Source organism: Roseovarius halotolerans (assembly GCF_900172255.1).
In the GTDB taxonomy this organism is placed as follows: Bacteria; Pseudomonadota; Alphaproteobacteria; order Rhodobacterales; family Rhodobacteraceae; genus Roseovarius; species Roseovarius halotolerans.
The window spans coordinates 107,246-131,808 of sequence record NZ_FWFU01000003.1 but is presented as its reverse complement, the minus strand read 5'-3'; the positions used below and the strand labels follow the sequence as shown (position 1 = coordinate 131,808).

Here is a 24,563-nt window from a genome sequence, read left to right as displayed (position 1 = left end):
ATTCCGCCCGCCGGGCCGCGGCGATGTTTCATTACGTTGCAAAGATTGAATTGAGCCTCGGCGGTGGCGGATTTAAACCCTTTGGAAACTTTCAGTGAGTGCGAACGTTACGCACCGATGAGGATAGTCTTGCAGACAACGATCCAGACAGCGGTCTCGTTTCATGGGGTAGGCCTGCACTCGGGAGAGCCGGCCCGTGCAACGATCCTGCCCGCCCAGGCGGGGCAGGGCATCGTGTTCCGTCGCAGCGACGTGGCCGCCGGCCACGGGCGCATTCCGGCGCTGTGGGATCATGTCCATCAATCGCCGCTCTGCACCCGTCTCGAGAACCGCCACGGGGTGACGGTGTCGACGGTGGAACATATCATGGCGGCACTGGTGGGCTGCGGCATCCACAACGCAACGATCGAGATCGACGGCCCCGAGATTCCGATTCTCGATGGCAGCTCGGCGGCCTTCGTGCGCGGGATCCTGCGTCACGGTGTGCGGCACATGAATGCCCCGGTTTCCGCCCTGCGCGTTCTCAAGCCGGTCGAGGTGCGCCGCGGTGCCGCGATGGCGCGACTGTTGCCGAATGAGAGCCTGACGATCGAATTCGCCATCGATTTCGAGGATGCCGCGATCGGCAGCCAGCGCAAGCTGCTGAACATGTCCAATGGCAGCTTCGTGCGCGAGCTTTCCAACAGCCGGACATTCTGCCGCAAGGCGGATGTGGACATGATGCGCGCCAACGGGCTGGCGCTTGGCGGGACGCTGGAAAACGCCGTGGTGGTTGACGGTGAGCGGGTGCTGAGCCCTGGCGGGCTGCGTCACGACGACGAGGCCGTGCGCCACAAGATGCTGGACGCGGTGGGCGATCTGGGCCTTGCCGGCCTGCCCATCCTTGGCCATTATCAGGGTATCCGTGCCGGTCATGCACTGACCAACAATCTTCTGCGCGAACTGTTTTCGCGCCCCGACAGCCATGAAATCGTCCTGTGCGACAGCGCAACGGCGGGACATCTTCCCGGCGCCGGTGTTCATTGGGGCGAGATTCCGGAAGTGGCCTGAGCGCGGCAATAAAACCGCCAAAGACGTTTTGCACCGGAAATTTATGTGCTAGGACCAGTCGGGAAACGTGGGGTTCTACCCCGGCATCGCGCAAGATAGGTGAGTTCGAGCATGACAATCGGCAAGTCCCGGGCAAAGCTGGTCGGTGCAATCGTCGTGGGCCTGAGCCTCGCGGCCTGTGGTGACAGGGCACGGATCGACCGTGGCGATGTCGATTTCGAGCAATACACCGCACAGCAGATCTTCGAGCGCGCGGAATACGATCTGGCGCGCAACAATCCCGGCCAGGCCGCCGATGTGTTCGGCCAGGTCGAGCGGCTCTATCCCTATTCGGAATGGGCCAAGCGGGCGCTGATCATGCAGGCCTTCTCCTATCACAAGGACAAGGATTACGAGAACAGCCGCGCCGCCGCGCAGCGCTATATCGATTTCTATCCGACCGATGAGGATGCCGGTTACGCGCAATACCTGCTGGCGCTGAGCTATTACGACCAGATCGACGAGGTCGGCCGCGATCAGGGCCTGACCTTCCAGGCGCTGCAATCCCTGCGCGAGGTGATCGAGCGCTATCCCGACAGCGAATATGCCCGCTCGGCGATCCTGAAATTCGATCTCGCCTTCGACCATCTGGCCTCGAAGGAAATGGAAATCGGGCGCTACTATCTCAAGCGCGACCATTTCGCAGCGGCGATCAACCGCTTCCGCGTCGTGGTCGAAGACTTCCAGACCACCAGCCACACGCCCGAGGCGCTGCATCGCCTGGTCGAGGCCTATCTTTCGCTGGGTCTTACCGACGAGGCCCGCACCGCCGGTGCGATCCTGGGGTATAACTTCCGTGGCACCAAATGGTACGAGGACAGCTACAAGCTGTTGACCGGTCAGGGACTCACGCTGGAGGCGGCGGGCGACAACTGGCTGCGCCAGGTCTATCGCCAGATGATCCAGGGCCGTTGGTTGTAAGGGGGTTGCGGGGCCTGACCCGCAACCGGGAAACCTCCGATGCTGCGCGCGCTTGATATCCGCAATATCCTGATTATCGACCATCTCGACCTGGCGTTTCAGCCAGGCCTGAACGTGCTGACCGGCGAGACCGGCGCGGGCAAGTCGATCCTGCTGGATTCGCTGGGCTTCGTGCTGGGCTGGCGCGGGCGCGCCGAACTGGTGCGCCAGGGTGCGGATCAGGGCGAGGTGACGGCGGTGTTCGATCTGCCCGAGGGTCACGGCGCGCGCGAGGTGCTCGAAGAGGCGGGGCTGCCGCTGAGCGACGAGCTGATCCTGCGTCGGGTCAACACGCTTGACGGGCGCAAGACCGCCTGGGTCAATGACCGGCGCTGCTCGGGCGAGGTGCTGAGACGGCTTTCGGACACGCTGGTGGAACTGCACGGCCAGCAGGATGACCGTGGCCTGCTCGATCCGCGCGGGCACCGGGTGCTTCTGGACGCCTATGGCCGCCTTGACGGGTTGAAATCCGACACGCGCAGCGCTTGGCGCGGCGTGGCGGCGGCCCAGAAGGCGCTGTCGGCAGCCGAGGCGGCGCTCGAATCGGTGCGCGCCGAAGAGGACTTCCTGCGCCACGCGGTTGCCGAGCTTGATGCGCTCGATCCGCAACCCGGCGAGGACGAGGCGCTCGATACGCGCCGCCGCCTGATGCAGCAGGGCGAACGGATCTGTGAGGATATCGCGCGCGCGCAGGCGGCGCTGGGGCAGGACGGGGCCGAGGGTGCGGCGGGCGATGCGCTGCGCTGGCTCGAAGGGGTGGCGCCACGCGCCGAGGCGCAGCTTGACGCGCCGATCGCGGCGCTTGGCCGGGCGATGGTGGAGCTTGACGAGGCCGCGCAGGGCGTGGCGCGCTGCCTTGAGGCGCTGACCTTCGATCCGCTCGAACTGGAAGAGACCGAGGAGCGCCTGTTCGCAATCCGCGCGCTGGCACGCAAGCATGGGGTCGGGGCGGATGACCTGGGCGATTTCGCCGGTGATCTGCGAGCGCGGCTGGCCTCGCTTGACCAGGGCGATGCCGATCTCGAAACCCTGCGCCAGTCGCTGCGCGCCGCCGAAGAAACCTATGACGCAGCCGCAACCGCGCTCAGCGCCGCGCGTGCCAAGGCCGCGGCGGCGCTTGATAGCGCGATGCGCGACGAACTTGCCCCGCTCAAGATGGAGCGTGCGGCCTTCACCACCGCCATCGCCGCCGCCGATCCCGGCCCAGAGGGGCGCGACAGCGTCACCTTCACCGTGGCCACCAATCCCGGCGCTCCGGCGGGTCCGCTCAACAAGATCGCCTCGGGGGGCGAGCTCAGCCGCTTCCTCCTGGCGCTCAAGGTTTGTCTGACCGGCACCGAGAGCGGGCTGACGATGATCTTCGACGAGATTGACCGGGGGGTGGGCGGCGCCACTGCGGATGCGGTGGGGCGGCGGCTTGCACAACTGGCCGATGGGGGCCAGGTGCTGGTGGTCACCCATTCACCGCAGGTTGCCGCGCGCGGGGCGCATCACTGGCGGGTCGAAAAGACCGTGGCGGACGAGTCGACGCTGTCGCGCGTGACGCCGCTGGCGCAGGACGCGCGCATCGACGAGATCGCACGGATGCTGTCGGGCGACCGGATCACCGACGAGGCCCGTGCCGCGGCCGAGGCTCTGATGGCGGGCTGACCGGCCTCATCCGGCGAAAAAATACCTCGGGGGAGTCGCGGCCCGGGCCCCGGCGGGGGCAGCGCCCCCACACCTCCGCGCCGTGCATGACCCCGCTTCAGGATGGCTCGCGCGGCGGCACCAGCTTGCCGGGATTCATGATGTTGCCGGGATCGAGCGCCTGCTTCAGCGCCCCCATCATCGCCCATCCGCCGCCATGTTCGCGCGCCATGTAACCGAGCTTCCCGCGCCCGATCCCGTGTTCGCCGGTGGCGGTCCCGCCAAGGTCGAGCGCACGCAGGACCATGCGTTCGGAGAGCGCGCTGGCGGCGGCCGCCGCCTCGTGGTCGGTTTCGTCGAACAGCAGGATGGCGTGGAAATTTCCGTCGCCCACATGGCCGAGGATCGGCCCCTCGATGCCGGATTGCGCGAGATCCGCCTGGGTGGCCTCGATCGCCTCGGCGAGGCGCGAGATCGGCACGCAGAGATCGGTCACCAGCGCACGCGCACCGGGGCGGGCGGCGAGGATCGCGTGATAGGCGTTGTGGCGCATGGTCCAGAGCGCGGTGCGATCTTCGGGCCGGGTGGCCCAGTCAAAGCCGGTGCCATCATGCTCGGCGGCGATCATGCCGAAGGTCTCGGCCTGTTCGGCGACGTTGGTTTCCGAGCCGTGAAATTCAAGCAGAAGGTGCGGCTGTTCGGGCAGATCCATCCCGGCATAGGCGTTGACGGCGGCGACGCTGGCGCTGTCCATCAGTTCGATCCGCGCCATCGGCAGGCCCATCTGGATGGTTTCGATCACCGCCGCGACCGCGTCGCCGACACTGTTGAAGCCACAGACCGCGCTTGAAATCGCCTCGGGCTGGCCTTGCAGGCGCAAGGTGAGTTCGGTGATCAGCCCCAGCGTGCCTTCGGCGCCCACAAACAGCGCGGTCAGGTCATAGCCGCTGGATGATTTGCGCGCGCGGCTGCCGGTGCGGATCACCTCGCCCGAGGCTGTCACCACTTCGAGCCCCAGCACGTTGTCGCGCATCGTGCCGTAGCGCACCGCCGTGGTGCCGCTGGCGCGGGTCGAGGCCATCCCGCCAAGCGAGGCGTTGGCGCCCGGATCGACCGGAAAGAACAGCCCGGTGGCGCGCAGTTCCTGATTGAGCGCCTCGCGGGTGACACCGGGTTGCAGGGTCACGTCCATGTCCTCGGGACGGATTTCGAGTATCCGGTTCATCCGCACGAAATCGACGACGATGCCGCCATCGAAGGCCTGGGCCTGACCTTCGAGAGACGTGCCCGTGCCCCAGCCGATCACCGGGCAGCCATGAGCCGCGCAGATGCGCACGAGGCGCGCGACCTCGTTGGTGGTCTCGGGATAGGCGACCGCGTCGGGGGGTGATTGGGGGAAATGGCTTTCGCTGCGGCCATGAATTTCCAGATCGGACTTGGACCGGGTGAGCCGTTGCCCTAGAAATGTGGAAATTTCGGCGATTGCGTCCTGAACACCCATATCGGCCCCTTCGGTCTTGCGTTTGGCGCAGGTTAGGGCAAGCAGGGGACAGGGGAAAGGCCGCCGGACCCGATAAGTGACAGGCGATGACGGACGGCGAACCCTCGATCCTCAGGCAGAAGGCGACCGCGGCGCAGGAAGCGATCCGCAAGGGCTGGGCGGTGCTGCGCACGCGCGGGCCAAGCCAGTTCCAGTTCTGGCTGATCGCCCTTTTGATCGGGATCGCGGCGGGCTTCGCGGCGCTGTTCTTTCGCAAGGGCATCACCGCACTTCAGGCGCTGGTCTATGGCGCGGATGATCCGGGCCGCCTGCATTCCCTGGCTGAAACGCTGCCCTGGTACTGGCTGTTGATCGTGCCGATCTGCGGCGGGCTGGTGGTGGGGCTGATCCTGCATCATTTCACCGACGACGCGCGGGTGCGATCGGTTTCGGACGTGATCGAGGGTGCTGCGCTCAAGGATGGGCGTGTGGAGACCCGCGAAGGCATCGCGTCGGCGCTGGCCTCGCTGATCACGCTGGGGACGGGCGGCTCGTCGGGGCGCGAGGGGCCGGTCGTGCATATGGCGGGGGTCATTTCAAGCTGGGTCAGCGATCGCATCCATGCCAACGGAATCACCGGGCGCGACCTCCTGGGCTGCGCGGTGGCGGCGGCGGTCTCGGCGTCGTTCAACGCGCCGATCGCGGGGGCGCTTTTCGCGCTCGAGGTGGTGCTGCGCCATTTCGCGGTCCACGCCTTCGCGCCGATCGTCATCGCCAGTGTGGCGGGCACGATCATCAACCGGCTGGAATTCGGCGATATCACCGAATTCACGCTGCCGGTGACCAGCGTGCTGGAATTCTACGTGGAGCTGCCGGCCTTCCTCTTGCTGGGTCTGGTCTGCGGGGTGGTGGCGACGGCGCTGATGCATGCGATCTTCTTTGCCGAGGACATGGCGGGCTATGTCCAGGTGCGCACACGCCTGCCGCGCTGGCTGCGCCCGGCGGTGTCGGGGGCGATGCTGGGGGCGCTGGCGATCTGGTTCCCGCATATCATCGGGGTCGGTTACGAGACCACGTCGGCGGCGCTGACAGGGCAGCTTCTGCTGCATGAGGCGGTGGTCTTTGCGGTGCTCAAGGTGGTGGCGGTGGCGATCACCTTTGGCGGGCGCATGGGGGGCGGGGTCTTTTCGCCCTCGCTGATGGTGGGGGCGCTCACCGGGCTGGCCTTCGGGCTGATCGCGACCGGGCTCTTGCCGGAGGTCTCGGGCTCGGCCACGCTGTATGCGCTGGCGGGGATGGGGGCGGTCGCGGCCGCGGTGCTGGGCGCGCCGATCTCGACCACGCTTATCGTGTTCGAGTTGACCGGCGACTGGCAGACCGGGCTGGCGGTGATGGTGGCGGTGTCGATGTCCACCGCGCTTGGCGCCAAGCTGGTGCGGCGCTCGTTCTTCCTCACGCAGCTTGAACGGCGGGGCAGGCGGCTGGCGGCGGGGCCGCAGACCTACCTGCTGGCGATGTTCCGGGCCGACCGGCTGATGCGCGGCACCGACCATGAGCGCGCCGCCAGTGCCGACCGGTGCTGGACGATGATCGAGGAGGGAACCTATATCGATGGCACCGCCACGCTGGAAGCGGCGATGCCGGTCTTCGAGCGCACGGGCGTGCCCTTCATCCCGGTGGTCACGCTCAAGGGCGCGGGCAGCCCGCCCGAGCTTATGGGCGCGCTGTTCCATGTGGATGCGCTCAAGGCCTATAACCGCGCCTTGGCCGCCGTGTCGGAGGAAGAACATAGCTGACGGGCGGGTGGGGGGCAGCCGCGCTGAAGCGCAGCCGTGATGAGCCGCGCTGTGTCGGGCTGCGATGGGGCGATCCGACCTGCGTTATCCCCGCTGTATCGTGCGAGTACCGGAAAACCCCGGAACGCCGCGCCGACCTCATCCGGAACGCGGCCCGGCGATGCGTGGCGGTCTGAAGGCCGCAGCTGGTGCCTGATGTCGGTGGGGGCGGGCGGCGCCCGCCCGCAGCCTCACACCCGCTCGACTGTCACCGTGTCGCTGGAGTAAAAGGCCAGGTGGTCCTTGATGCGCGCGACGTCGGGCTTGGGGTCGGCATAGCTCCAGGCGGCGTTTTCGAGGGTCTGGCTCTTGGTGACTATGGAGAAATACCGCGCCTCGCCCTTGTGCGGGCAGGTGGTGCGGTGATCGGTGTCGTCGAGGAAGGCCATGGCGATATCGCCGCGCGGGAAATAGATCACATCGGGATAGCCTGGCTCGCTCAGCTCCAGCGCATTCTTGCTTTCAGCAAGCACCGCGCCGCCTGCGCGCACGGTCCAGGTGCCTTCTGCCTTGCGTATCGTGATATCGGCCATCTCCATCCCTTTCAAATCTTGTTATGCGTTCTGCTCTGCCGTCTGAGTGTTACATCAATATGTCACCCTTTGGGCAGGGGGGCTGTCGCGTCGCGCAACCATAGACGTGCGGTCTGCGATAGCCGAGGGCCGATATTGTCACGGCATGTCGCGTGATAGGCATCGATCCAGCTGCGCTCGGGGGCGCTGAGCATGTCGCTGCGGATCAGCCGCCGGTCGATCGGCACGAAGTTCAGCGTTTCGAAACAGAGTTTCGCGGCCATGTCACCGCCGGGCAGGGTTTCGGCCTCGGTGACGACGAGAAGGTTCTCGATGCGGATGCCGAAGGCGCCTTCGCGGTAATAGCCGGGTTCGTTCGAGACGATCATCCCCGGTTCCAGCGCCACCTCGCTCATCCGCGATAGACGCTGCGGACCTTCATGGACGCAGAGGTGCACGCCGACGCCATGCCCGGTGCCGTGGGCGTAGTCCTGATCCGCCAGCCACAGGGGATGGCGCGCGATGGCGTCAAGGTCGCGCCCGGCAAGGCCACGCGGCCAGCGAGTGCGGCTCATGGCGATCATGCCTTGCAGGACACGGGTGAAGGCGGCGGATTCCTCGTCCCCCACTTCGCCCACGGGCAGGGTGCGGGTGATGTCGGTGGTGCCGTCAAGATATTGCCCGCCGCCATCGAGCACCAGAAGATCGCCCGCCCGCAGCACCCGGTTGCTGGCATGTGTCACCCGGTAATGCGCCAGCGCGCCATGCGGGCCGGACCCGGCGATGGTGTCGAAGCTGATATCCAGAAGGTGCCCGGTATCGCGGCGGCACTGTTCGAGTCGCGTCACCACGTCGATCTCGGTGATCGTGCCGGGTTCCTGGGAATCGAACCAGGCAAGGAATTCACAGACCGCCGCACCGTCGCGCAGATGCGCGTTCCGCGTGGCGGCGATTTCGGCGGCGGTCTTGCGGGCCTTGGGAAGCACGCAGGGATCGTCGCCCCAGACATGCTCGGTATTGGATTCGTCGAGCTGTGCCACCACCCAGAGCGGCACGCTGGCCTTGTCGAGCCGCACCGGCCCGCCAAGGCTGCGCAGGCCCGGGCCGAAGGCATTGGGCGGGCGGATCGTGACCTCGTCGCCCAGATGGTCGCGCACGGTCTGGTCCAGTTTCGCGGCCTCGACATACAGCGTGAGATGCGCGTCGCCATGCAGCACCGCAAAGGCATGGGGTACCGGGTTGCGGGGGATGTCGCTGCCGCGGATATTGAGCAGCCAGGCGATTGAATCGGGCAAGGTGATGACCGCCGCCGCATGGCCCGCATTGCGCAGGGCAGCGGCCAGCCGACGGCGCTTGTCGCCCTGGGATTCGCCGGCCAGTTCCTCGGGATAGACGCGGATCGCGCCCATCGGGGCGGCGGGGCGGTCGGCCCAGATTTGGTCGACCAGGTTGGCGCAGGGCCTGAGCGCGATGCCGGTGCCCGCGAGGCCTGTCTCGATGGTCTCGATCTGTGCGGGTGTGTAGAGCCAGGGGTCGAACCCGACGATGGCGCCATCGCCAAGATGCTGGCCAAGCCAGTCCGCGAGCCGGATATCGGGCCAGTCGACCGGGGTGAAATGCCCGGTTTCGACCTGCGTCTTGACCTGTGTGCGGTAGCGCCCGTCGACGAAGACCCCGGCATGCTCCATCAGCGCGGCGCAGAACCCGGCCGAGCCGGTGAACCCGGTGAGCCAGGCCAGCCGGTCATCACAGGGCGCGACATACTCGCCCTGAAAGGCATCGGCGCGCGGCACGAGATAGCCCGAGAGCCCCTCGGCCGCCATCACCGCACGCAGCTGCGCCAGACGCGGCGGTCCCTGTTCGGGGCGGGCGGTCTCGTCGAAACTCTGGAACATGGGGCCTCCTGCAAGCGTGGCTGACCCTGACGTGCTAGAGAAGCGATGCGCGAAGATCAATCGTGTTCGCCCCGGGGCGATGCGGGGGCAGGGGTGCAGGCGGCGGTGATGCGAGGGGTGCGCCCGCGCCTCAGCCCGCCTTGCGGATGCCCATCACCCGTGCCCGCGCGCGCGGATCGGGATCGAACAGCGCGGCCAGCTGTTCGGTCATCGCCCCGGCAAGCTGGTCGACATCGGTAATGGTCACCGCGCGCTCGTAATAGCGCGTCACGTCATGGCCGATACCGATGGCCAGCAATTCCACGGCCTTGCGCCGCTCGACCATGGCGATCACGTCGCGCAGGTGCTTTTCAAGGTAGTTCGCGGGATTGACCGATAGGGTGCTGTCATCCACCGGCGCGCCGTCCGAGATCACCATCAGGATCTTGCGGGCCTCCTTTCGCGGTGCCAGCCTGCGATGCGCCCATTCCAGCGCCTCGCCGTCGATGTTTTCCTTCAGCAGGCCCTCTTTCATCATCAGCCCGAGATTGTCGCGGGTGCGCCGCATCGGCGCGTCGGCGGACTTGTAGATGATATGGCGCAGGTCATTGAGGCGGCCGGGCAGTTGCGCGCGCCCTTCGTTGAGCCACGCCTCGCGGCTCTGACCGCCCTTCCAGGCGCGGGTGGTGAAGCCCAGGATCTCGACCTTGACGCTGCACCGCTCGAGCGTGCGCGCCAGCACATCCGCGCAGATCGCCGCGATCGAGATGGGACGGCCACGCATGGAGCCGGAATTGTCCAGCAGCAGCGTCACGACCGTGTCGCGGAATTCCATGTCCTTCTCGACCTTGAAGCTGAGCGGCGTCGTCGGGTTAGCGACCACGCGCGCAAGGCGCCCGGCATCGAGGATGCCTTCCTCGCGGTCGAATTCCCAGCTGCGGCTCTGCTGTGCCTGAAGGCGGCGCTGCAGCTTGTTGGCCAGCCGGCTGACGGCGCCCTTGAGCGGGTCGAGCTGCTGATCGAGATAGGCACGCAGACGCTCCAGTTCGACTGGCTCGGCCAGCTCCTCGGCACGGATTTCCTCGTCATATTCGGTGGAATAGACGGTGTAATCCGGGTCGGCATCCGAAACGGGGTGGGCATCGGGCGGCTCCATCGGGGCCTCGCCCTCGGGGAGCTCGGCCTCGTCGCTCATCTCCTCGTCGGCAAGGTCGTCCATCGAGACCTGGGCCTGCGCCTCGTCCTGCTGCTCTTCCTGGCTCTGCTCGGGATTGGCTTCGGAGTCGTTCTCGTCGCTGTCATCCTGGCCAGAGCTGTCGGGCTGTTCGTCCTCGTCGGGCGAGGTCTCGGCGTCCTCGTCCTGATCGTCATCGGGCGCGTCCGGGTCATCGCCCAGCTGGTCGCCATAACCCAGATCGCGGATCACCTCGCGCGCAAAGCGGGCGAACTCGGTCTGATCCGCCAGGATGTCCTGAATGGTCCCGAGCGTGTCGCCGGCCTGGCTCTCGATGAAATCGCGCCAGAGGCCCATGACGTTCTGCGCGCCCGCGGGCAGGTCGCGCCCGGTCGCAAGGTGGCGCACGAGATAGCCCGCGGCGGTGGCCAGCGGCGCATCGGCGCGATCGGTGATCTCGCCATAGCCCAGACGGTCGGCCTCGGCGCCGATCTTGGCGTCGATATTGCCCGCGGTGCCGGGCATTTCGCGCGCGCCGATCGCCTCGCAGCGGGCGGTTTCCATCGCCTCATACAGGTCGCGCGCCATCTCGCCGGCGGGATTGTAGCGCGCATGGGTCTTGGCGTCGTGATAGCGGTGGCGCAGCGCCAGCGCATCGGCGGTGCCGCGCGCCTGAAGCACCTCGTCGCGGGTCATGCGGCGGCTGATCTGGGGCAGGCGCATTGCGTCGCCGGTCAGGCCCGCGGGATCGACCGAATAGCTGACGGTCAGTTCGGGGTCGTCGGCCAGCACCTTGGTCGCTTCGGCCAGCGCCTTCTTGAACGGATCGGCCGGGTTGTCACTGTTCTGCGCCATCTTCGCCCTTTCCCTCAGCCCCGGTGGTCTTCATCTGGCGAAAAATACCTCGGGGGAGTCGCGCCGGAGGCGCGGCGGGGGCAGCGCCCCCATGTTCCGCGGCCTTTCGCGCCGCGGTATCCTTGTGCCTGACGGCTCACCCCAGGCTCATGCTGGCCGCGCTTTCGGGCAGTTCCTCGTCAAAGCAGCGCTGATAGAACTCGGCCACGGTCTGGCGTTCGAGCTCGTCGCACTTGTTGAGGAAGGTCAGCCGGAACGCATAGCCCACATCGCGGAAGATGGTGGCGTTCTGCGCCCACGCGATCACGGTGCGCGGGCTCATCACCGTGCTGAGCTCGCCATTCATGAAGGCAGTGCGGCTCAGGTCGGCGACGGTGACCATCTGGCTGACGGTCTTGCGCCCGGCGGCGGTGTTGTAGACGGGGTTCTTGGCCAGCACGATATTGGTTTCGGCGTCGTGGCTGAGATAGTTTAGCGTCGCCACTAGGCTCCAGCGGTCCATCTGGCCCTGGTTGATCTGCTGGGTGCCGTGATAAAGCCCCGTCGTATCCCCGAGGCCAACCGTGTTGGCGGTGGCGAACAGGCGGAAATACGGGTTGGGCGAGATCACCTCGTTCTGGTCGAGCAGTGTGAGCTTGCCGTCGGCCTCGAGCACGCGCTGGATCACGAACATCACGTCGGCGCGCCCGGCATCGTATTCGTCGAACACGATGGCGGTCGGGTTGCGCAGAGCCCAGGGCAGGATGCCTTCGTGGAATTCGGTCACCTGCTTGCCGTCGCGCAGTTTGATCGCGTCCTTGCCGATCAGGTCGATGCGGCTGATGTGGCTGTCCAGATTGACCCGCACGCAGGGCCAGTTCAGCCGGCTGGCCACCTGTTCGATATGGGTGGATTTGCCGGTGCCGTGATAGCCTTGGATCATCACCCGGCGGTTATGGCTGAAGCCCGCAAGGATCGCCAACGTGGTGTCGGGATCGAACTTGTAGGTGCTGTCATGCTCGGGCACGCGCTCGGTGCGCTCGGGGAATCCCTTGACGATCATGTCGGAGTCAATTCCGAACACCTCGCGAACGGAGATTTCCTCGGTGGGTTTGGCGTTCATGTCAATGCTGCCGTCGGCCATTCGCGCGGTCCTTCAGTATCGGTGATCTCAATCGGGCTCTGTCGTGCAACAAATCGCGCGAAAGGGCAAGGGGAAGGGGCGAAATCGGGGCGCGCCCTTCAAGGCGGCACTGTTGTCGCGCGCGGCTTTGAGGTAGACCGGGGCAATGGCGACGCGCAACGAGATAGAAGCTTGGCTGGGAAAGGCTGCCCTGGGAGACCGGGCGGCCTTTGACGCGCTCTATTTGGCGACATCGGCGAAACTTTTCGGCATCTGCCTGCGTGTGTTGGATAACCGGGCCGAAGCGGAAGAGGTGTTGCAGGACATCTATGTCAGGATCTGGAACCATGCCGGGCGCTACCAGGTGAACGGGTTGAGCCCGATGACCTGGCTGATCACGATCGCCCGAAATGCCGCCATCGACCGGCTGCGCCGGCGCCGTGCGGCACGGGCAGGCGAGAGTGACGGCACCGACATGGCCGAGGCGCAGGCCGATCCCGCGCCCGGCCCCGAGGCCCGCGTGATCGCGGCGTCCGAGGGCGCACGGCTCGATGATTGCTTTGACGAGCTTGATTCGGGCCATGCGGAGGCGGTTCGGGGCGCCTATCTTGATGGCGAGAGCTATGTCGAGCTGGCGGAACGTTTCGACGTGCCGCTGAACACGATGAGAACCTGGCTGCGACGCAGCCTGTTGAAACTGAGGGAGTGCCTGTCGCGATGAGCGATGAGATGCCCGAACGCGATGCCGACAAGGCGCTGGCCGGGGAATATGCCCTGGGCCTGCTGTCGCCCGAAGAGGCGGCCGCCTTTGAATCGCGTCTGGCGCATGAACCCGAGTTGCGCGTTCTCTATGCCCAATGGGCCGAAGACCTGGCGGCGCTGACCGACCCGATCGCGCCGGTCGCACCGCCCGTGCACCTGCATGGCGCGGTGATGACGCGCCTGTTCGGCGGCGATGACGCGGCCACGGCAAGGGAAGGGGGGCTGCAATGGTTCCGCTGGCTGTTGGGCGGGCTCACGGCGTCGGTGCTGGCGCTGGTGCTGATCTTTGCAACCGGCCTGCCCGAGCGCGGGCCACAGCCGCCCGACGCGCCGGCCTATGTGGCGCAACTGGCCGCCGAGGATGAAAGCCTGCTCATTTCCGCGGCCTATGATGCGGAGGCGGGCCGGTTCCATCTTGAGCGGGCGCGCGGCGAGGCGGCGAGCGGGCGCGCACTGGAGCTGTGGCTGATCGCGGGCGATGATGCACCGGTGTCGCTGGGTGTTCTGCCCGAGGCGCGCAGAGCCAGCGTGACGGTGCCCGAACCCCTGCGCGCGCGTCTTGACGGTGCGGCGCTGGCGGTTTCGGACGAGCCCGAGGGCGGCTCGCCCACCGGCGCGCCGACCGGCGCCGTGCTGGCCGTGGGCGCGATCACGAACACGTGAACGGACATTGTGAAACTTCCTGAGCGGGGCCGCGTGGCTTCGGGCGTCTCCGGGCAATCGCGCCCGGTTGAAACCAAGGAGGAACACCATGTTCAGCAAGACACTTTTCGCCACGACCGCAGCCGTTCTGGGCCTGAGCGCAGGTATTGCCAGCGCAGAGAACCCGATGGTGGGCGGCGCAGCGATGTATGCCGACAAGACCATTGTCGAGAATGCCGTCAACTCGAAGGACCACGAGACGCTGGTTGCCGCCGTCAAGGCCGCAGGGCTGGTCGATGTGCTGAATTCCGAGGGGCCGTTCACCGTGTTCGCGCCCACTGACGATGCTTTCGGCATGCTCAAGGAAGGCACCGTCGAAGCCTTGCTGGAGCCGGCGGCCAAGGATCAGCTGGCCAATATCCTGAAATGCCATGTTGTCGGCGCCGATGCGATGTCGATGGCGATCAAGGGCATGATCGACGATGACGGCGGCGTGCACCCGGTGCCGACGCTGGGGACCTGCACGCTGCAGGCCACCTATGAAGGTGACAAGATCATGCTGGAAGACGAGCGTGGCCGCACCATTACCGTCACCATTGCCGATGTCGAACAGTCGAATGGCGTCATCCATGTGGTCGACCGGGTGATCCTGCCCCCGCAGTCGTAAGATCGATCACCTGATTGTGCGGGGCCGTGCATTGTGCCGCGGCCCCGCATTGCGCATCTTTGATACTATACCCGAAACGACCTTGGGAGGTCCGTCATGAACCGCCGCAGCTTTATCGCAACGACCCTTCTTGCCGGGACCGGCCTGTCGCTTGCCGGTCGCGGCGGGGCCGACGAACGTTTTGAAGTCACCCGCAGCGAGGCCGAGTGGAAGGCCATGCTGAGCGACACCGAATATGCCGTGATGCGCGAGGAGAGCACCGAGAGGGCCTTCTCCTCGCCGCTGCATGACCAGAAGACCAAGGGCACGTATCTGTGCCGTGGCTGCGATCTGCCGCTTTACTCAAGCGAGCACAAGTTCGACAGCAAGACCGGCTGGCCGAGCTTCTGGCAGGCGATCGACGAGGGTGCCGTCGCCACCAAGCGCGACTGGAAGCTGGTGATCCCGCGCACCGAATGCCACTGCAGCCGGTGCGGCAGCCATCTGGGCCATATCTTCGATGATGGTCCCGAACCCACCGGCAAGCGCCACTGCATCAACGGCGTGAGCCTGGTGTTCAAGGCGGCCTGAGCCGGTTCGAGGGTGCAATTGCAGGACCGTCACGGCGGTCCTGCCGACCTGTTTACTTGAAATTGCGGCTCTGCTTGATCTGGTCCCAGGCCCAGACAACCTGTTGCAGCTGTTCTTCCTGGCTGCGGTCGCCACCGTTGATGTCGGGGTGCAGCACTTTGATCAACGCCTTGTAGGCCTTGCGGATCTCGGTCTTGGTCCAGTCGTCCTTGGCTTCGAGTATCTCGATCGCACGGCGCTCGGTGGGGGGCAGCTTGCGCCCGCCAGCCTTGACCCGGCCGGGGTTCTGCGTGGCATTGCCGCCCAGAACCTGATGCGGGTCTTCGATTCCGAGGCGTGACCACGCGCGCTGTTCGGGATCGACGAAGGATTTCGTTTCGCGCTCCCAGACCTTGTCCTTGGACATCTGGGCATTCATCTCGGCTTCGGTGGTGCCGTGGAAGAAATTCCACTGCTGATTGTACTCGCGCACATGATCCTTGCAGAACCAATAGAAGTCATCCAGCACGTCCGGCGCCTTGGGCGCGCGATACTTGCCGGGTTGGTTGCAGCCCTCTTTCTCGCAGATGCGAGTCGAGGTTTCTGAGGCGCCCGACATGCCACGACGTCCACGCGGATTGTTCTTTTTCGCGGACGAAACCGACATGTCGAAACCGAATGGGTCTGTCTTGGACATGGCTCTACCTTTGCGACTCGGAGCGAGGAGTTTATTCCAAACGAGGGTGAATTGAAGGGGGCTGGACCGAAAAAATTGAGTGTTGCAGCGGAAATCCGCGAAGTTTTGGTAACAGACGCGCGGATCGCTCAGAGGTAATGCACAATGCTGGCGAGGCCCGTTGGGGCCAGGCCGATGATCGGGCGGGCGGCGAGAGCGGATGACACCTGCGAGCCGCCGCGTGCGGAGCCGGAGTTGATGACACGGATCGCGCGGGATCGCAAGGCGGGGGCTGATCCGAGCCGTGATGGCCCGCTGAAACCGGCAGGCGCTGCGCCCCCCTGATGCGCGCTCAGCCGCGCGGAGGCTCCTTTGATTGGTCCGGCTCGGTTTCGGTTTCCGTTTCGTCGATGGGATCGGCCCCGGCCGCAGTGTCCTCATTCGCGACGATATCCGGGTTATCCCCGGCACTGTCCTCGGCGGGTGCCGCCACCGGCGGCAGATCGGCCAGCGGCGCATGCAGGGGGCGGCGAAACACCAGCACGCTGCGATAGACCGTCTGGCTTGATGTCAGGCCCTGACGCTCTTCGGAGGGCAGGATATCGGAGCGATGGTATTCCCAGCCATCCGCGGCCACCTCGTTCATGGTCGCTTCGAGCGCGTGTGCGAAACGCTGCGCCGGGCCCTTGAGGCCAGCGGCCTTCTTTCCCTTGGTCGGTGCGGGAAGCACCTTGTATTCATACATTTCAATCAAACCGGTTCGGATTCAAGCTGCGGCGCATCCTAGCGTTCCGCGCCGGGCGCACAAGGGCACACGGCACGAACGCAGACGACCCCGGCTGATGGCCGGGGTCGCTCGATCCGCCTGTAGATGGGGTCACTCGGCGGGGTGAGGATGCGCCATCCGCGCGGGCACGCCGCGCAGGGCGCGGTCGGTCACAAGCCCGCCCGCAACGATCGACAGGATCGCCAGCACGGCGGCCACCGACAGTGTCGGGACACCCGAAAGGCCCGCGCCGACGGTGCAGCCACCGGCCAGCACGCCGCCCAGCCCCATCAGCACCGCGCCCGCCATGTAGCGGCCGGTCTGGCGGGGGCTTTCAAAGCTCTGCCATGCGAAGCTGCCGCTCAGCAGCGCTGCAGCCAGCGCCCCGACCAGCACGCCACCGACCAGCCCGGTGCCGAAGCTTGCCGGGATCGCCGAGGCGGCGACGGTGTAGAACATCGATTCCGCCGCCGGCGAGGTGAAGGACAGCGACTCCATCGCGATCGGGTCGAAGTCGTCATAAAGCACATAGCCCGTGCCGACCCATGCGAGCGGCACCAGAAGCCCGATCAGCGCCGCCAGCGCCAGCATGACGGGACGGTTGCCCGAGCGCAGTGCAACGGCCAGCGCGCCGATCACGATCAGCGCCGTCCAGATCAGCGGGCTGCCCGGCAGCGCCGCGCTGTCGAGCCCCAGAGTGACCGAGCCGAGCGATGTGCGCAGCGGCGCCAGCACGCCCTTGAGCGCGGCATGGGCGGTCACCGCGAAGACCAGCAGCACCAGAAGCGCGCGCAGGTTGCCCGAGCCGCTCAGCACCGTCAGGCGCGAGATGCAGCCGCGCGTCAGCACCATGCCCGCGCCGAACATCAGCCCGCCGGCGACAATCGCCAGAACCGGCAATTCACTGGCCATGAAGCGATGATCGCCGAACCCGATCCAGCCCAAGGCCACGGCGCCCTGCGTGCCCAGAACGGCAACGGCCAGCGCCGTCAGCCAGACGCCGGCGGCCTGCCGGCGATCCTCGCCCACCAGCGCACGGCGCAGGCAGAACCGCGTCACCTGCGCGAGCGCGCCGAAGACGACGCCCAGCCCAAGCGCGAACCAGATCGCCGCTTGCGGTGCCGTCAGGGTCTCGAAACCCAGAGATTCAAACATGGTCTCTCCCCCAGAACAGGAATTTTGTCCCAGATGAGGCCGAATCCATGCACGATCAAGCATATCTCGATATGTCACCCCCGGCTTGAGCGGGACCATGTTCCGGTTTGCGCAGTTCCTTAGAACGCCTGTCTTGCGCGTGCGTCTCTCGGTGCCGATGTGTTCGGCTGTTGTCGGGCGGGGGCGATCCCGGTCCTTTTTCGCCTTGCGTGCGCATCGACGGGCTTGGGGCTTGAATTCCGCCCGGCGCTGGCGGATTGTCGACCCCCGAGAGACGACCAATCCCAGTGGAAGGCAGCACCATGATCGCCCAGACCCCCGGCCTGATGGAGGCCGTGCGCGCACGTTTCGCACATGTCGAGGCCTGCCCCTTTGAGGGGCCGCGCATCTTTTTCGAGAATGCGGGCGGCGCGCTGCGGCTGAAATCGGTGATCGAGACATCCGCGGCCTATGCCGGTTATCCCGACAACCAGGGGCGGGACAATGCGGCCTCGGCGGCGCTGATGGCGGCGATCGCACGCGGCAAGGCCGACATGGCGCTGTTCTTCAATGCGCGCGGCGGGCAGGTCTTTGTCGGTGAAAGCGGCACCGAGGTGCTGTTTCGCCTGGTCCGAACCGCCGCGCTCGGGGCGCAACCGGGGGGCATGATGCTGGGCTCGACGCTGGAACATCCGGCATCGGCCAGCGCCATGAGCCGTTGGGCCGAGGTGACGGGCCGCCCGCTGGTGAGCGTGGCGCATGACGATGCAAGCGGCACGGTGGATGTGGCCGCCTATCGCGCGGCGCTGACGCCCGAGACCCGCGTCGCCAGCATTGTGCATACCTCGCCGGTCACGGGCATGGCGGTCGATGTCGAGGCGATCGCGGCGGCGATCCGCGAGGTTGCGCCCGAGTGTTTCATCATCGTCGACGGCATCCAGCATGCCAGCCACGGGGCGGTCGATGTGGATGCCATCGGCGCGGATGGCTACGCGATCTCGCCCTACAAGATGTTCTCGCGGCATGGTTACGGGGTCGGCTGGGCCTCGGACCGGCTGACCGATTGCCCCAAGGAGCAGATCCGCAACGGCCCGGCGGCAAACTGGGAGATGGGCACGCGCGATACCGGCGCCTATGCGGCGTTTTCGGATGTGGTGGACTATCTCGAGTGGCTGGGCGGCGCGTTCAGCGACAGTGCCGACCGCCGCGTCAGGCTGGAGGCCGCGGCGCATGCGATCCGCGCCCAGGAACAGGGCCTGACGCGCGCCATGATGCAGGGCGCAGGCAATCTGCCGGGACTGGCGGACATGCCGGGGGTCGAGATCATCGGCGGTACCGCCATCGAGGGGCGCGAGGGCGTGGTGTCGCTGCGCTGCCGGTCCATCGGCGCGGCGGACCTGGTGGCGCATCTGCGCGAGAACGGCATCCGGGTGCATATCCGCAAGAATGACCATTATTGCGGCAATGTGCTTGGCCCGCTGGGGTTCGATGAGTGCGTGCGCGTGTCGATGAGTCATTACAATACCGAGGACGAGGTGCGCCGCTTCCTCTCGGCCATGCAACAGGTCGTGGCCTGAAGGCCGCACCCGGACAAAGGACAGACCCATGCCCGTGAAGAACCGTTTCGCCGAACTCCATGACGAGATCACCGCGTGGCGGCGCGATCTGCACCAGCATCCCGAATTGCTGTTCGACACCCACCGCACCGCCGACCTGGTCGCAGAGAGGCTGCGCGCCTTCGGCTGCGACGAGGTGGTGACGGGGCTGGGGCGCACAGGGGTGGTCGCTGTGATCAAGGGGCGCAAGACCGGATCGGGCAAGGTGGTGGGGCTGCGCGCCGACATGGATGCGCTGCCGATCCACGAGACGACAGGTCTGGATTATGCTTCGACGGAGCCGGGCAAGATGCATGCCTGCGGCCATGACGGGCATACCTCGATGCTGCTTGGCGCGGCGCGCTACCTGGCCGAGACGCGCAATTTCGACGGCACCTGCGTCGTGATCTTCCAGCCTGCCGAAGAAGGCGGCGGCGGCGGTCGAGAAATGTGCGCTGATGGGCTGATGGAGCGTTTCGCCATCGATGAAGTCTACGGGATGCATAACTGGCCCGGCATTCCCGAGGGCCGTTTCGCGATCCGCAGCGGACCGTTCTTCGCCGCGACCGACAAGTTCGAGATCGTGATCGAAGGGCGGGGCGGCCATGCCGCCAAGCCGCATGACACGATCGACCCAACGGTGATCGCAAGCCACCTCGTGCTGGCGCTCCAGACGATCGTCAGCCGCAATGTCGATCCGACCGAGCAGGCGGTCGTCTCGGTCACCGCGATCAAGACCAGCTCGGACGCCTTCAATGTGATTCCCGACCGCGTCGAGATGATCGGCACCGCCCGCACGCTCAGCGCCGAGATGCGCGACCTGGTGGAGACCCGGATGCAGGCGCTTTGCGAGACGATCCCGGCGGGGTTCGGCGGGCGCGCGACGCTCGATTATGAACGCAACTACCCGGTGATGGTGAACCATGACGCCCAGACCGATTTCGCGGCCGAGGTCGCGCGCTCGGTCTCGGGACAATGCGACGAGGCCCCCCTGGTCATGGGTGGCGAGGATTTCGCCTTCATGCTCGAGGAACGCCCCGGCGCCTATATCCTTGTTGGGAATGGCGACACGGCGATGGTTCACAGTGCCGATTACGACTTCAACGATGCGGTGATCCCCTCGGGCTGCAGCTGGTGGGCCGGCCTCATCGAACAGCGCATGCCCATCGGCTGAGCCGCGCCGCGCCCCTTCATCTGGCTGAAAATACCTCGGGGGTCCGGGGGCTGGCCCCCGGCCTTCGTCAGGTCTGATCCAGAAGCGTGCGGTAGATCGAACAGAGTGCCTCGGCTTCCTGCTCGATCCGGCAACGGGTCTCGGCATGGGCGCGGGCATTGAGCGACCATGCGGCGCGCAGATCGGCATCGTCGAGCAGCCGCGCGGTGGCGGCGGTCAGGCCCTCGAGATCCTCGATATCGACCAGGGTGCCGGTCTTGCCATCCTGCACCAGTTCTTCAAAGGCGCCCGCGCGGGTCGCCACCACCGGCACGCCGCAGGCCATCGCCTCGAGCGGCGTGAGGCCGAAGCCCTCCCAGCGTTGCGGCGCGATGTAGAGATCCAGCGCCTTGAACCAGCGCGACACGTCCCAATGCGGATCCTCGGGCAGGAACAGAAAGCGATCCTCAAGCCCCGCGGCCTTGACCTTGTCCACCAGACCGGCGTGGAAATCGCGGAAGCCATCGGTCACGCCACCCATCATCACCGCCACCGAATCGGGGCGTTCGGGCAAAAGCTTCAGCATCATGTCGGTGAATAGGTCGTTGCCCTTCTGAGGGCGGATGCGCCCGAAACAGCCGATCAGCAGCTTGTCCTGCGGCAGGCCCAGCTCGGCGCGCAGCGCGCCCTTGTCGGCGACCGGGGCAAAGCGCGCCACGTCGATGCCGTGATGGATCACCTGAGCGTCGACCTCGAGGAACGAGGCGGAGCGCGCCGAGGTTGCCACCACATGGTCCATCTGCCGGATCATCCACTTGGTCAGCTTCTTGTGATCGCGCTGCGCGGCCGAGGTGAAGACCAGCTTCAGATCCTTGCGCAGCAGCCGTTTGAGCGCGATACCCGCCAGCATCTCGTTGTTGCGCCGCGCGTGCCAGACACGGCGGCGGCGGCTCATGGTGGGCAGGGAGGCGGCTGGAATCTGCGGGATTTCGGGCGGGATGTTCGGCCCCGAGGTAGCGATGCGCATCGTTTCCGCCTGGATCGGGACAAGGCGGAACACGGTCGATGTCACGCCGGACATGCGCGCCTTGAAATTGGGGGCGATCACGTCGATGGCGTCGGCGGGATGGGGCATGGCGCGGGCCTTGGCTGATGATCCTTTTGCGGCTCTTACACCGGATCGATGAGCGCCGAAAGGTCCAGCGCCAGCGCATCGAGCGCGTCTTCCTGCGCATGGGCGAAGGTCTCGATCCGCGCCTGCGCGCCGTCCAGCGCGGCGGGATCGGCCAGCAGCCCCGCGACGGCCTCTGCGAGATCGCTGGCGTCCTCGACCTCGGTGCTGGCGACAGCGGCGCGCAGCTCGCCATAGGTGTCGGCGAAATTGGCGTGAAGCGGGCCATGCAGCAGCGCCGATCCCGCATGGGCGGGTTCATAGGGGTTGTGTCCGCCCACTGGCACGAAGGAGCCGCAAAGGCAGGTGATGGGCGACAGGCGATACCAGAGACCGGTCTCGCCCAGCGTGTCGGCCAGGTAGATTTGGGTGCGCGCATCGGGCAGTGCACCGGTTGTGCGGCGCGTCGCGCTGAGGCCGGCAGCGGCGATCAGCGCGTCGATATCCGGGGTGCGTTCGGGGTGGCGCGGCACGAGGATCAGAAGCAGGTCGGGCCAGCGTTCGAGCAGGCGGGCATGGGCGGCGAGCATGATCTCGTCCTCGCCGGGATGGGTGGAACTCGCAAGCCAGAGGGGCCGCGCGCCCAGTGCCTCATGCATCCGCGCCAGGGCGTCCGCGTCATGGGGCAATGGCCCGGAAAGCGACTTGAGATTGCGCCCGGCCCGGGCATGGTCAAGCCCCAGGTCATGCAGGTTGGCCTCGGTGCGCCGGTCCTGGCAATGGATCAGTGTGAACATCCCCAAGAGGTGGCGCGCGGTCCGGTCAAAGCGTTTCCAGCCGCGCATTGAGCGATCGGATATCCGTGCGTTCAACAGCGCCATCGGGACCCCGGCTGCGTGGGTCATGCCCAGCATCTGGGGCCAGAATTCGCTTTCGACGAAGACCGCCAGGTCAGGGCGCCAATGAGTCAGGAAACGGCCCACGGCGGCGCGGCTGTCAAGCGGCGCGAACTGGTGCTGGCAGCGCGGCGGCAGGCGGTTGGACAGCACCTTGCCGGATGTGGCGGTGCCCGAGGTGATGAGGAAATTCCAGTTGGCGTCGGTATGGCCCATGTGCTCGATCAGGCGCAGCACCGAGAGGCTTTCGCCGACACTGGCGGCATGGAACCAGATCAGCCGCCCGTCGGGACGCGCGGCGGTGGCATGACCCAAGCGTTCGCGCAGCCGCGCGCGTTCGGTGCCATGCGCCAGCAGTTTGGCGCGCACCCGCCGATAGGCCAGGGGAGCCAGGAGGTTGGCGGCAAGCGTGTAGATCCGAAGGGGAAGCGGCCGCGAGCCCATCGGCGCGTCAGCCGCCGGTATGGCTCATGTGGCGGGTTACGCGCCCGTCCACTGTCTGACGCGAGTAGTCGAAATCATGGCCCTTGGGCTTGCGCGAGATGGCGGCGCGGATGGAGTCCTCGAGAGGTGCATCGCTGGCGGGGTTGTTGCGCAGCGGGGCGCGCAGGTCGGCCATGTCTTCCTGGCCGAGGCACATGTAGAGCTCGCCCGTGCAGGTCAGGCGCACGCGGTTGCAGCTTTCGCAGAAATTATGGGTCAGCGGGGTGATGAAGCCGATCTTCTGGCCGGTTTCTTCCAGCCGGACATAGCGTGCGGGGCCGCCGCTGCGTTCGCTGAGCTCGGTCAGGGTGTAGTGCCGCGCCAGCTCGGCGCGCAGATCGTTCAGTTTCCAGTATTGGCCAAGGCGGTCCTCGTTGCCGATATCGCCCATCGGCATCACCTCGATGAAGGTGAGGTCCATGTCGCGGCTCTTGCACCATTCGACGAGGGTGAAGAGTTCGTCCTCGTTGAAGCCCTTGAGCGCGACGGTGTTGATCTTGACCCGCAGCCCCGCGCGTTGCGCCGCGTCGATGCCGCGGATCACCTGGGGCAGGCGGCCCCAGCGAGTGATCTCGGCGAATTTCTGTTCATCCAGCGTGTCGAGCGAGATATTGACCCGCCGCACACCGGCGGCGAACAGATCGTCGGCGAAGCGTTCAAGCTGGCTGCCATTGGTGGTAAGGGTCAGTTCGCTGAGAGCGCCTGATTCAAGGTGGCGCGTCATCGACTGGAAGAAGGTCATGATCCCCTTGCGCACCAGCGGCTCGCCGCCGGTGATGCGCAGCTTCTCGACGCCAAGACGGATGAAGGTCGAGCACATCCTGTCCAGTTCCTCGAGCGTCAGAAGCTCTTTCTTGGGCAGGAAGGTCATGTTCTCGGACATGCAATAGACGCAGCGGAAATCGCAGCGGTCCGTCACGGAGACGCGCAGGTATGAAATCGCGCGCTGAAAGGGATCGATCAATGGTGCGGTCATGCACGGAAACTAGGTGTTGGCGCGGGGTTGAGCAACCCCGATCTTGCGGATTGAAGGCGGGGACAGGCGCAGGTAAGCTGTTGGCATGAGAGCGATCTTCTACAGCATCACCCTTGGGATGGCCGTTTCCGGCTGTGCCCAGGTCGAGGGGTTGTTCGGCCCGTCCCGCGGCGTGGACGCGCCGCAATCCGCTGCGCCAGCCCCCGGTCAGACCCATCCCGAGGCCCGCCCGGACGCCGCGGCGCCGCCAAGCGGTGCGCGGACGGCCGAGGATTTCGATACCACTTCCGAAGAAGAGCGTTCGGCGGCAAGGTCGGCGGCGCGGGCGGGGGCTGTTGACCTGGGGGTGACCATCGCGTCGCTCGGGGCTCCGGGCGAGCCGGGGTTCTGGCTCAAGACGCCGCTGGTCGACGCGCCCGGAAAGGGCCGGGTGGATTATCCAGCGAAGGGCACATCGGCGGCGGTGGACCTTATTCCATTGGATGCGGCGCGCGGCGCGGGCAGCCAGATGTCGCTGTCGGCGATGCGGTTGATCGAGGCCGACCTGACCGGACTGCCCGAAATCAGGGTCTTTCGCCTGAGCGAGTAAGGGCCGGAAAAGCAGCACTTATACACGTCGGTATTATGTCGGTATCGCGTCGGT

22 protein-coding genes are annotated in these 24,563 nt (G+C 66.3%); 11 read left to right on the top strand and 11 right to left on the bottom strand.

All coding sequences use genetic code 11. The annotated features are described in order from the left end of the window. Positions 1–129 precede the first annotated feature (129 nt). The 3 genes from lpxC (at position 130) to recN (ending at position 3,699) form a co-directional block, all read left to right on the top strand. On the top strand, positions 130–1,050 hold the full coding sequence (gene lpxC, locus ROH8110_RS11650) for a UDP-3-O-acyl-N-acetylglucosamine deacetylase (protein WP_085818474.1): 921 nt from the start codon (positions 130–132) through the stop codon (positions 1,048–1,050). Positions 1,051–1,161: 111 nt separating this feature from the next. Beyond that, entirely contained in the window at positions 1,162–2,010 is an 849-nt protein-coding gene (locus ROH8110_RS11645; protein WP_085817974.1) for an outer membrane protein assembly factor BamD, read from the top strand. A 39-nt stretch (positions 2,011–2,049) separates the two neighbouring features. Further along, positions 2,050–3,699 carry a DNA repair protein RecN gene (recN, locus tag ROH8110_RS11640; RefSeq protein ID WP_085817973.1) on the top strand — a complete coding sequence of 550 codons (1,650 nt, stop codon included), beginning with the start codon at positions 2,050–2,052 and terminating at the stop codon, positions 3,697–3,699. Positions 3,700–3,796: 97 nt separating this feature from the next. Here the strand turns inward: recN and ROH8110_RS11635 are convergent, their stop codons facing one another. Then, positions 3,797–5,179 carry an FAD-binding oxidoreductase gene (locus tag ROH8110_RS11635; protein ID WP_085817972.1) on the bottom strand — a complete coding sequence of 461 codons (1,383 nt, stop codon included), beginning with the start codon at positions 5,177–5,179 and terminating at the stop codon, positions 3,797–3,799. Positions 5,180–5,265: 86 nt separating this feature from the next. On the opposite strand from ROH8110_RS11635, the gene ROH8110_RS11630 reads away from it, so the two are divergent. Further along, positions 5,266–6,954: a chloride channel protein gene (locus tag ROH8110_RS11630; protein ID WP_085817971.1), complete on the top strand. Its 1,689-nt coding sequence runs from the start codon at positions 5,266–5,268 to the stop codon at positions 6,952–6,954. 230 nt (positions 6,955–7,184) lie between these two features. Here ROH8110_RS11630 and ROH8110_RS11625 read toward each other — a convergent pair whose 3' ends face one another. From ROH8110_RS11625 to cobS, 4 genes are all read right to left on the bottom strand, one after another. Then, positions 7,185–7,526 carry a DUF427 domain-containing protein gene (locus tag ROH8110_RS11625; protein WP_085818473.1) on the bottom strand — a complete coding sequence of 114 codons (342 nt, stop codon included), beginning with the start codon at positions 7,524–7,526 and terminating at the stop codon, positions 7,185–7,187. 62 nt (positions 7,527–7,588) lie between these two features. Further along, entirely contained in the window at positions 7,589–9,400 is a 1,812-nt protein-coding gene (locus ROH8110_RS11620) for an aminopeptidase P family protein (protein ID WP_085817970.1), read from the bottom strand. A gap of 130 nt (positions 9,401–9,530) precedes the next feature. Beyond that, on the bottom strand, positions 9,531–11,408 hold the full coding sequence (cobT, locus tag ROH8110_RS11615) for a cobaltochelatase subunit CobT (protein ID WP_085817969.1): 1,878 nt from the start codon (positions 11,406–11,408) through the stop codon (positions 9,531–9,533). Between the two features lie 136 nt (positions 11,409–11,544). Then, a complete protein-coding gene (cobS, locus tag ROH8110_RS11610; RefSeq protein WP_085817968.1) occupies positions 11,545–12,531 on the bottom strand; it encodes a cobaltochelatase subunit CobS in 987 nt (328 codons plus the stop codon). Positions 12,532–12,676: 145 nt separating this feature from the next. On the opposite strand from cobS, the gene ROH8110_RS11605 reads away from it, so the two are divergent. The 4 genes from ROH8110_RS11605 to msrB all read left to right on the top strand — a co-directional run bounded on the left by ROH8110_RS11605 (position 12,677) and on the right by msrB (position 15,151). Beyond that, complete coding sequence (locus tag ROH8110_RS11605; RefSeq protein WP_085817967.1) at positions 12,677–13,231, top strand: sigma-70 family RNA polymerase sigma factor; 555 nt, start codon at positions 12,677–12,679, stop codon at positions 13,229–13,231. After that, positions 13,228–13,935: an anti-sigma factor gene (locus tag ROH8110_RS11600; protein WP_085817966.1), complete on the top strand. Its 708-nt coding sequence runs from the start codon at positions 13,228–13,230 to the stop codon at positions 13,933–13,935. Before ROH8110_RS11605 ends, ROH8110_RS11600 begins: the two co-directional genes overlap by 4 nt. Before the next feature lie 88 nt (positions 13,936–14,023). Then, entirely contained in the window at positions 14,024–14,581 is a 558-nt protein-coding gene (locus ROH8110_RS11595) for a fasciclin domain-containing protein (RefSeq protein WP_085817965.1), read from the top strand. Between the two features lie 96 nt (positions 14,582–14,677). Beyond that, entirely contained in the window at positions 14,678–15,151 is a 474-nt protein-coding gene (msrB, locus tag ROH8110_RS11590) for a peptide-methionine (R)-S-oxide reductase MsrB (RefSeq protein ID WP_085817964.1), read from the top strand. Positions 15,152–15,203: 52 nt separating this feature from the next. On the opposite strand, the gene ROH8110_RS11585 is transcribed toward msrB, so the two are convergent. The 3 genes from ROH8110_RS11585 to ROH8110_RS11575 form a co-directional block, all read right to left on the bottom strand. Beyond that, positions 15,204–15,827, bottom strand: a complete 624-nt coding sequence (locus tag ROH8110_RS11585; protein ID WP_085817963.1) for a J domain-containing protein — start codon at positions 15,825–15,827, stop codon at positions 15,204–15,206. 331 nt (positions 15,828–16,158) lie between these two features. Continuing rightward, on the bottom strand, positions 16,159–16,551 hold the full coding sequence (locus ROH8110_RS18705; protein WP_176236602.1) for a DUF4177 domain-containing protein: 393 nt from the start codon (positions 16,549–16,551) through the stop codon (positions 16,159–16,161). 132 nt (positions 16,552–16,683) lie between these two features. After that, positions 16,684–17,727, bottom strand: coding sequence for a YeeE/YedE family protein (locus ROH8110_RS11575; protein WP_085817962.1), 1,044 nt, complete (start codon positions 17,725–17,727; stop codon positions 16,684–16,686). A 302-nt stretch (positions 17,728–18,029) separates the two neighbouring features. Here ROH8110_RS11575 and ROH8110_RS11570 point away from each other — a divergent pair, with 302 nt between their 5' ends. Beyond that, positions 18,030–19,283 carry an aminotransferase class V-fold PLP-dependent enzyme gene (locus tag ROH8110_RS11570; protein WP_085818471.1) on the top strand — a complete coding sequence of 418 codons (1,254 nt, stop codon included), beginning with the start codon at positions 18,030–18,032 and terminating at the stop codon, positions 19,281–19,283. Positions 19,284–19,311: 28 nt separating this feature from the next. Beyond that, positions 19,312–20,475: a M20 aminoacylase family protein gene (locus tag ROH8110_RS11565; RefSeq protein ID WP_085817961.1), complete on the top strand. Its 1,164-nt coding sequence runs from the start codon at positions 19,312–19,314 to the stop codon at positions 20,473–20,475. A 67-nt stretch (positions 20,476–20,542) separates the two neighbouring features. On the opposite strand, the gene ROH8110_RS11560 is transcribed toward ROH8110_RS11565, so the two are convergent. The 3 genes from ROH8110_RS11560 to moaA all read right to left on the bottom strand — a co-directional run bounded on the left by ROH8110_RS11560 (position 20,543) and on the right by moaA (position 23,920). Next, a complete protein-coding gene (locus ROH8110_RS11560) occupies positions 20,543–21,589 on the bottom strand; it encodes a glycosyltransferase family 4 protein (RefSeq protein WP_085817960.1) in 1,047 nt (348 codons plus the stop codon). Positions 21,590–21,624: 35 nt separating this feature from the next. Further along, entirely contained in the window at positions 21,625–22,830 is a 1,206-nt protein-coding gene (locus ROH8110_RS11555; RefSeq protein ID WP_254903792.1) for a 3-deoxy-D-manno-octulosonic acid transferase, read from the bottom strand. 82 nt (positions 22,831–22,912) lie between these two features. Continuing rightward, positions 22,913–23,920: a GTP 3',8-cyclase MoaA gene (gene moaA / locus ROH8110_RS11550; protein ID WP_085817958.1), complete on the bottom strand. Its 1,008-nt coding sequence runs from the start codon at positions 23,918–23,920 to the stop codon at positions 22,913–22,915. A gap of 85 nt (positions 23,921–24,005) precedes the next feature. Here moaA and ROH8110_RS11545 point away from each other — a divergent pair, with 85 nt between their 5' ends. Further along, positions 24,006–24,509, top strand: coding sequence for a hypothetical protein (locus tag ROH8110_RS11545; protein WP_085817957.1), 504 nt, complete (start codon positions 24,006–24,008; stop codon positions 24,507–24,509). Positions 24,510–24,563 lie beyond the last annotated feature (54 nt).

Bases quoted from the DNA above. Each gene is read 5' to 3' on its own strand.
- ROH8110_RS11645 (WP_085817974.1), top strand. From the start codon at position 1,162: ATGACAATCGGCAAGTCCCGGGCAAAGCTGGTCGGTGCAATCGTCGTG.
- recN (WP_085817973.1), top strand. From the start codon at position 2,050: ATGCTGCGCGCGCTTGATATCCGCAATATCCTGATTATCGACCATCTC.
- ROH8110_RS11635 (WP_085817972.1), bottom strand. From the start codon at position 5,179: ATGGGTGTTCAGGACGCAATCGCCGAAATTTCCACATTTCTAGGGCAA.
- ROH8110_RS11630 (WP_085817971.1), top strand. From the start codon at position 5,266: ATGACGGACGGCGAACCCTCGATCCTCAGGCAGAAGGCGACCGCGGCG.
- ROH8110_RS11625 (WP_085818473.1), bottom strand. From the start codon at position 7,526: ATGGCCGATATCACGATACGCAAGGCAGAAGGCACCTGGACCGTGCGC.
- ROH8110_RS11620 (WP_085817970.1), bottom strand. From the start codon at position 9,400: ATGTTCCAGAGTTTCGACGAGACCGCCCGCCCCGAACAGGGACCGCCG.
- cobT (WP_085817969.1), bottom strand. From the start codon at position 11,408: ATGGCGCAGAACAGTGACAACCCGGCCGATCCGTTCAAGAAGGCGCTG.
- cobS (WP_085817968.1), bottom strand. From the start codon at position 12,531: ATGGCCGACGGCAGCATTGACATGAACGCCAAACCCACCGAGGAAATC.
- ROH8110_RS11605 (WP_085817967.1), top strand. From the start codon at position 12,677: ATGGCGACGCGCAACGAGATAGAAGCTTGGCTGGGAAAGGCTGCCCTG.
- ROH8110_RS11600 (WP_085817966.1), top strand. From the start codon at position 13,228: ATGAGCGATGAGATGCCCGAACGCGATGCCGACAAGGCGCTGGCCGGG.
- ROH8110_RS11595 (WP_085817965.1), top strand. From the start codon at position 14,024: ATGTTCAGCAAGACACTTTTCGCCACGACCGCAGCCGTTCTGGGCCTG.
- msrB (WP_085817964.1), top strand. From the start codon at position 14,678: ATGAACCGCCGCAGCTTTATCGCAACGACCCTTCTTGCCGGGACCGGC.
- ROH8110_RS11585 (WP_085817963.1), bottom strand. From the start codon at position 15,827: ATGTCCAAGACAGACCCATTCGGTTTCGACATGTCGGTTTCGTCCGCG.
- ROH8110_RS18705 (WP_176236602.1), bottom strand. From the start codon at position 16,551: ATGTATGAATACAAGGTGCTTCCCGCACCGACCAAGGGAAAGAAGGCC.
- ROH8110_RS11575 (WP_085817962.1), bottom strand. From the start codon at position 17,727: ATGTTTGAATCTCTGGGTTTCGAGACCCTGACGGCACCGCAAGCGGCG.
- ROH8110_RS11570 (WP_085818471.1), top strand. From the start codon at position 18,030: ATGATCGCCCAGACCCCCGGCCTGATGGAGGCCGTGCGCGCACGTTTC.
- ROH8110_RS11565 (WP_085817961.1), top strand. From the start codon at position 19,312: ATGCCCGTGAAGAACCGTTTCGCCGAACTCCATGACGAGATCACCGCG.
- ROH8110_RS11560 (WP_085817960.1), bottom strand. From the start codon at position 21,589: ATGCCCCATCCCGCCGACGCCATCGACGTGATCGCCCCCAATTTCAAG.
- moaA (WP_085817958.1), bottom strand. From the start codon at position 23,920: ATGACCGCACCATTGATCGATCCCTTTCAGCGCGCGATTTCATACCTG.
- ROH8110_RS11545 (WP_085817957.1), top strand. From the start codon at position 24,006: ATGAGAGCGATCTTCTACAGCATCACCCTTGGGATGGCCGTTTCCGGC.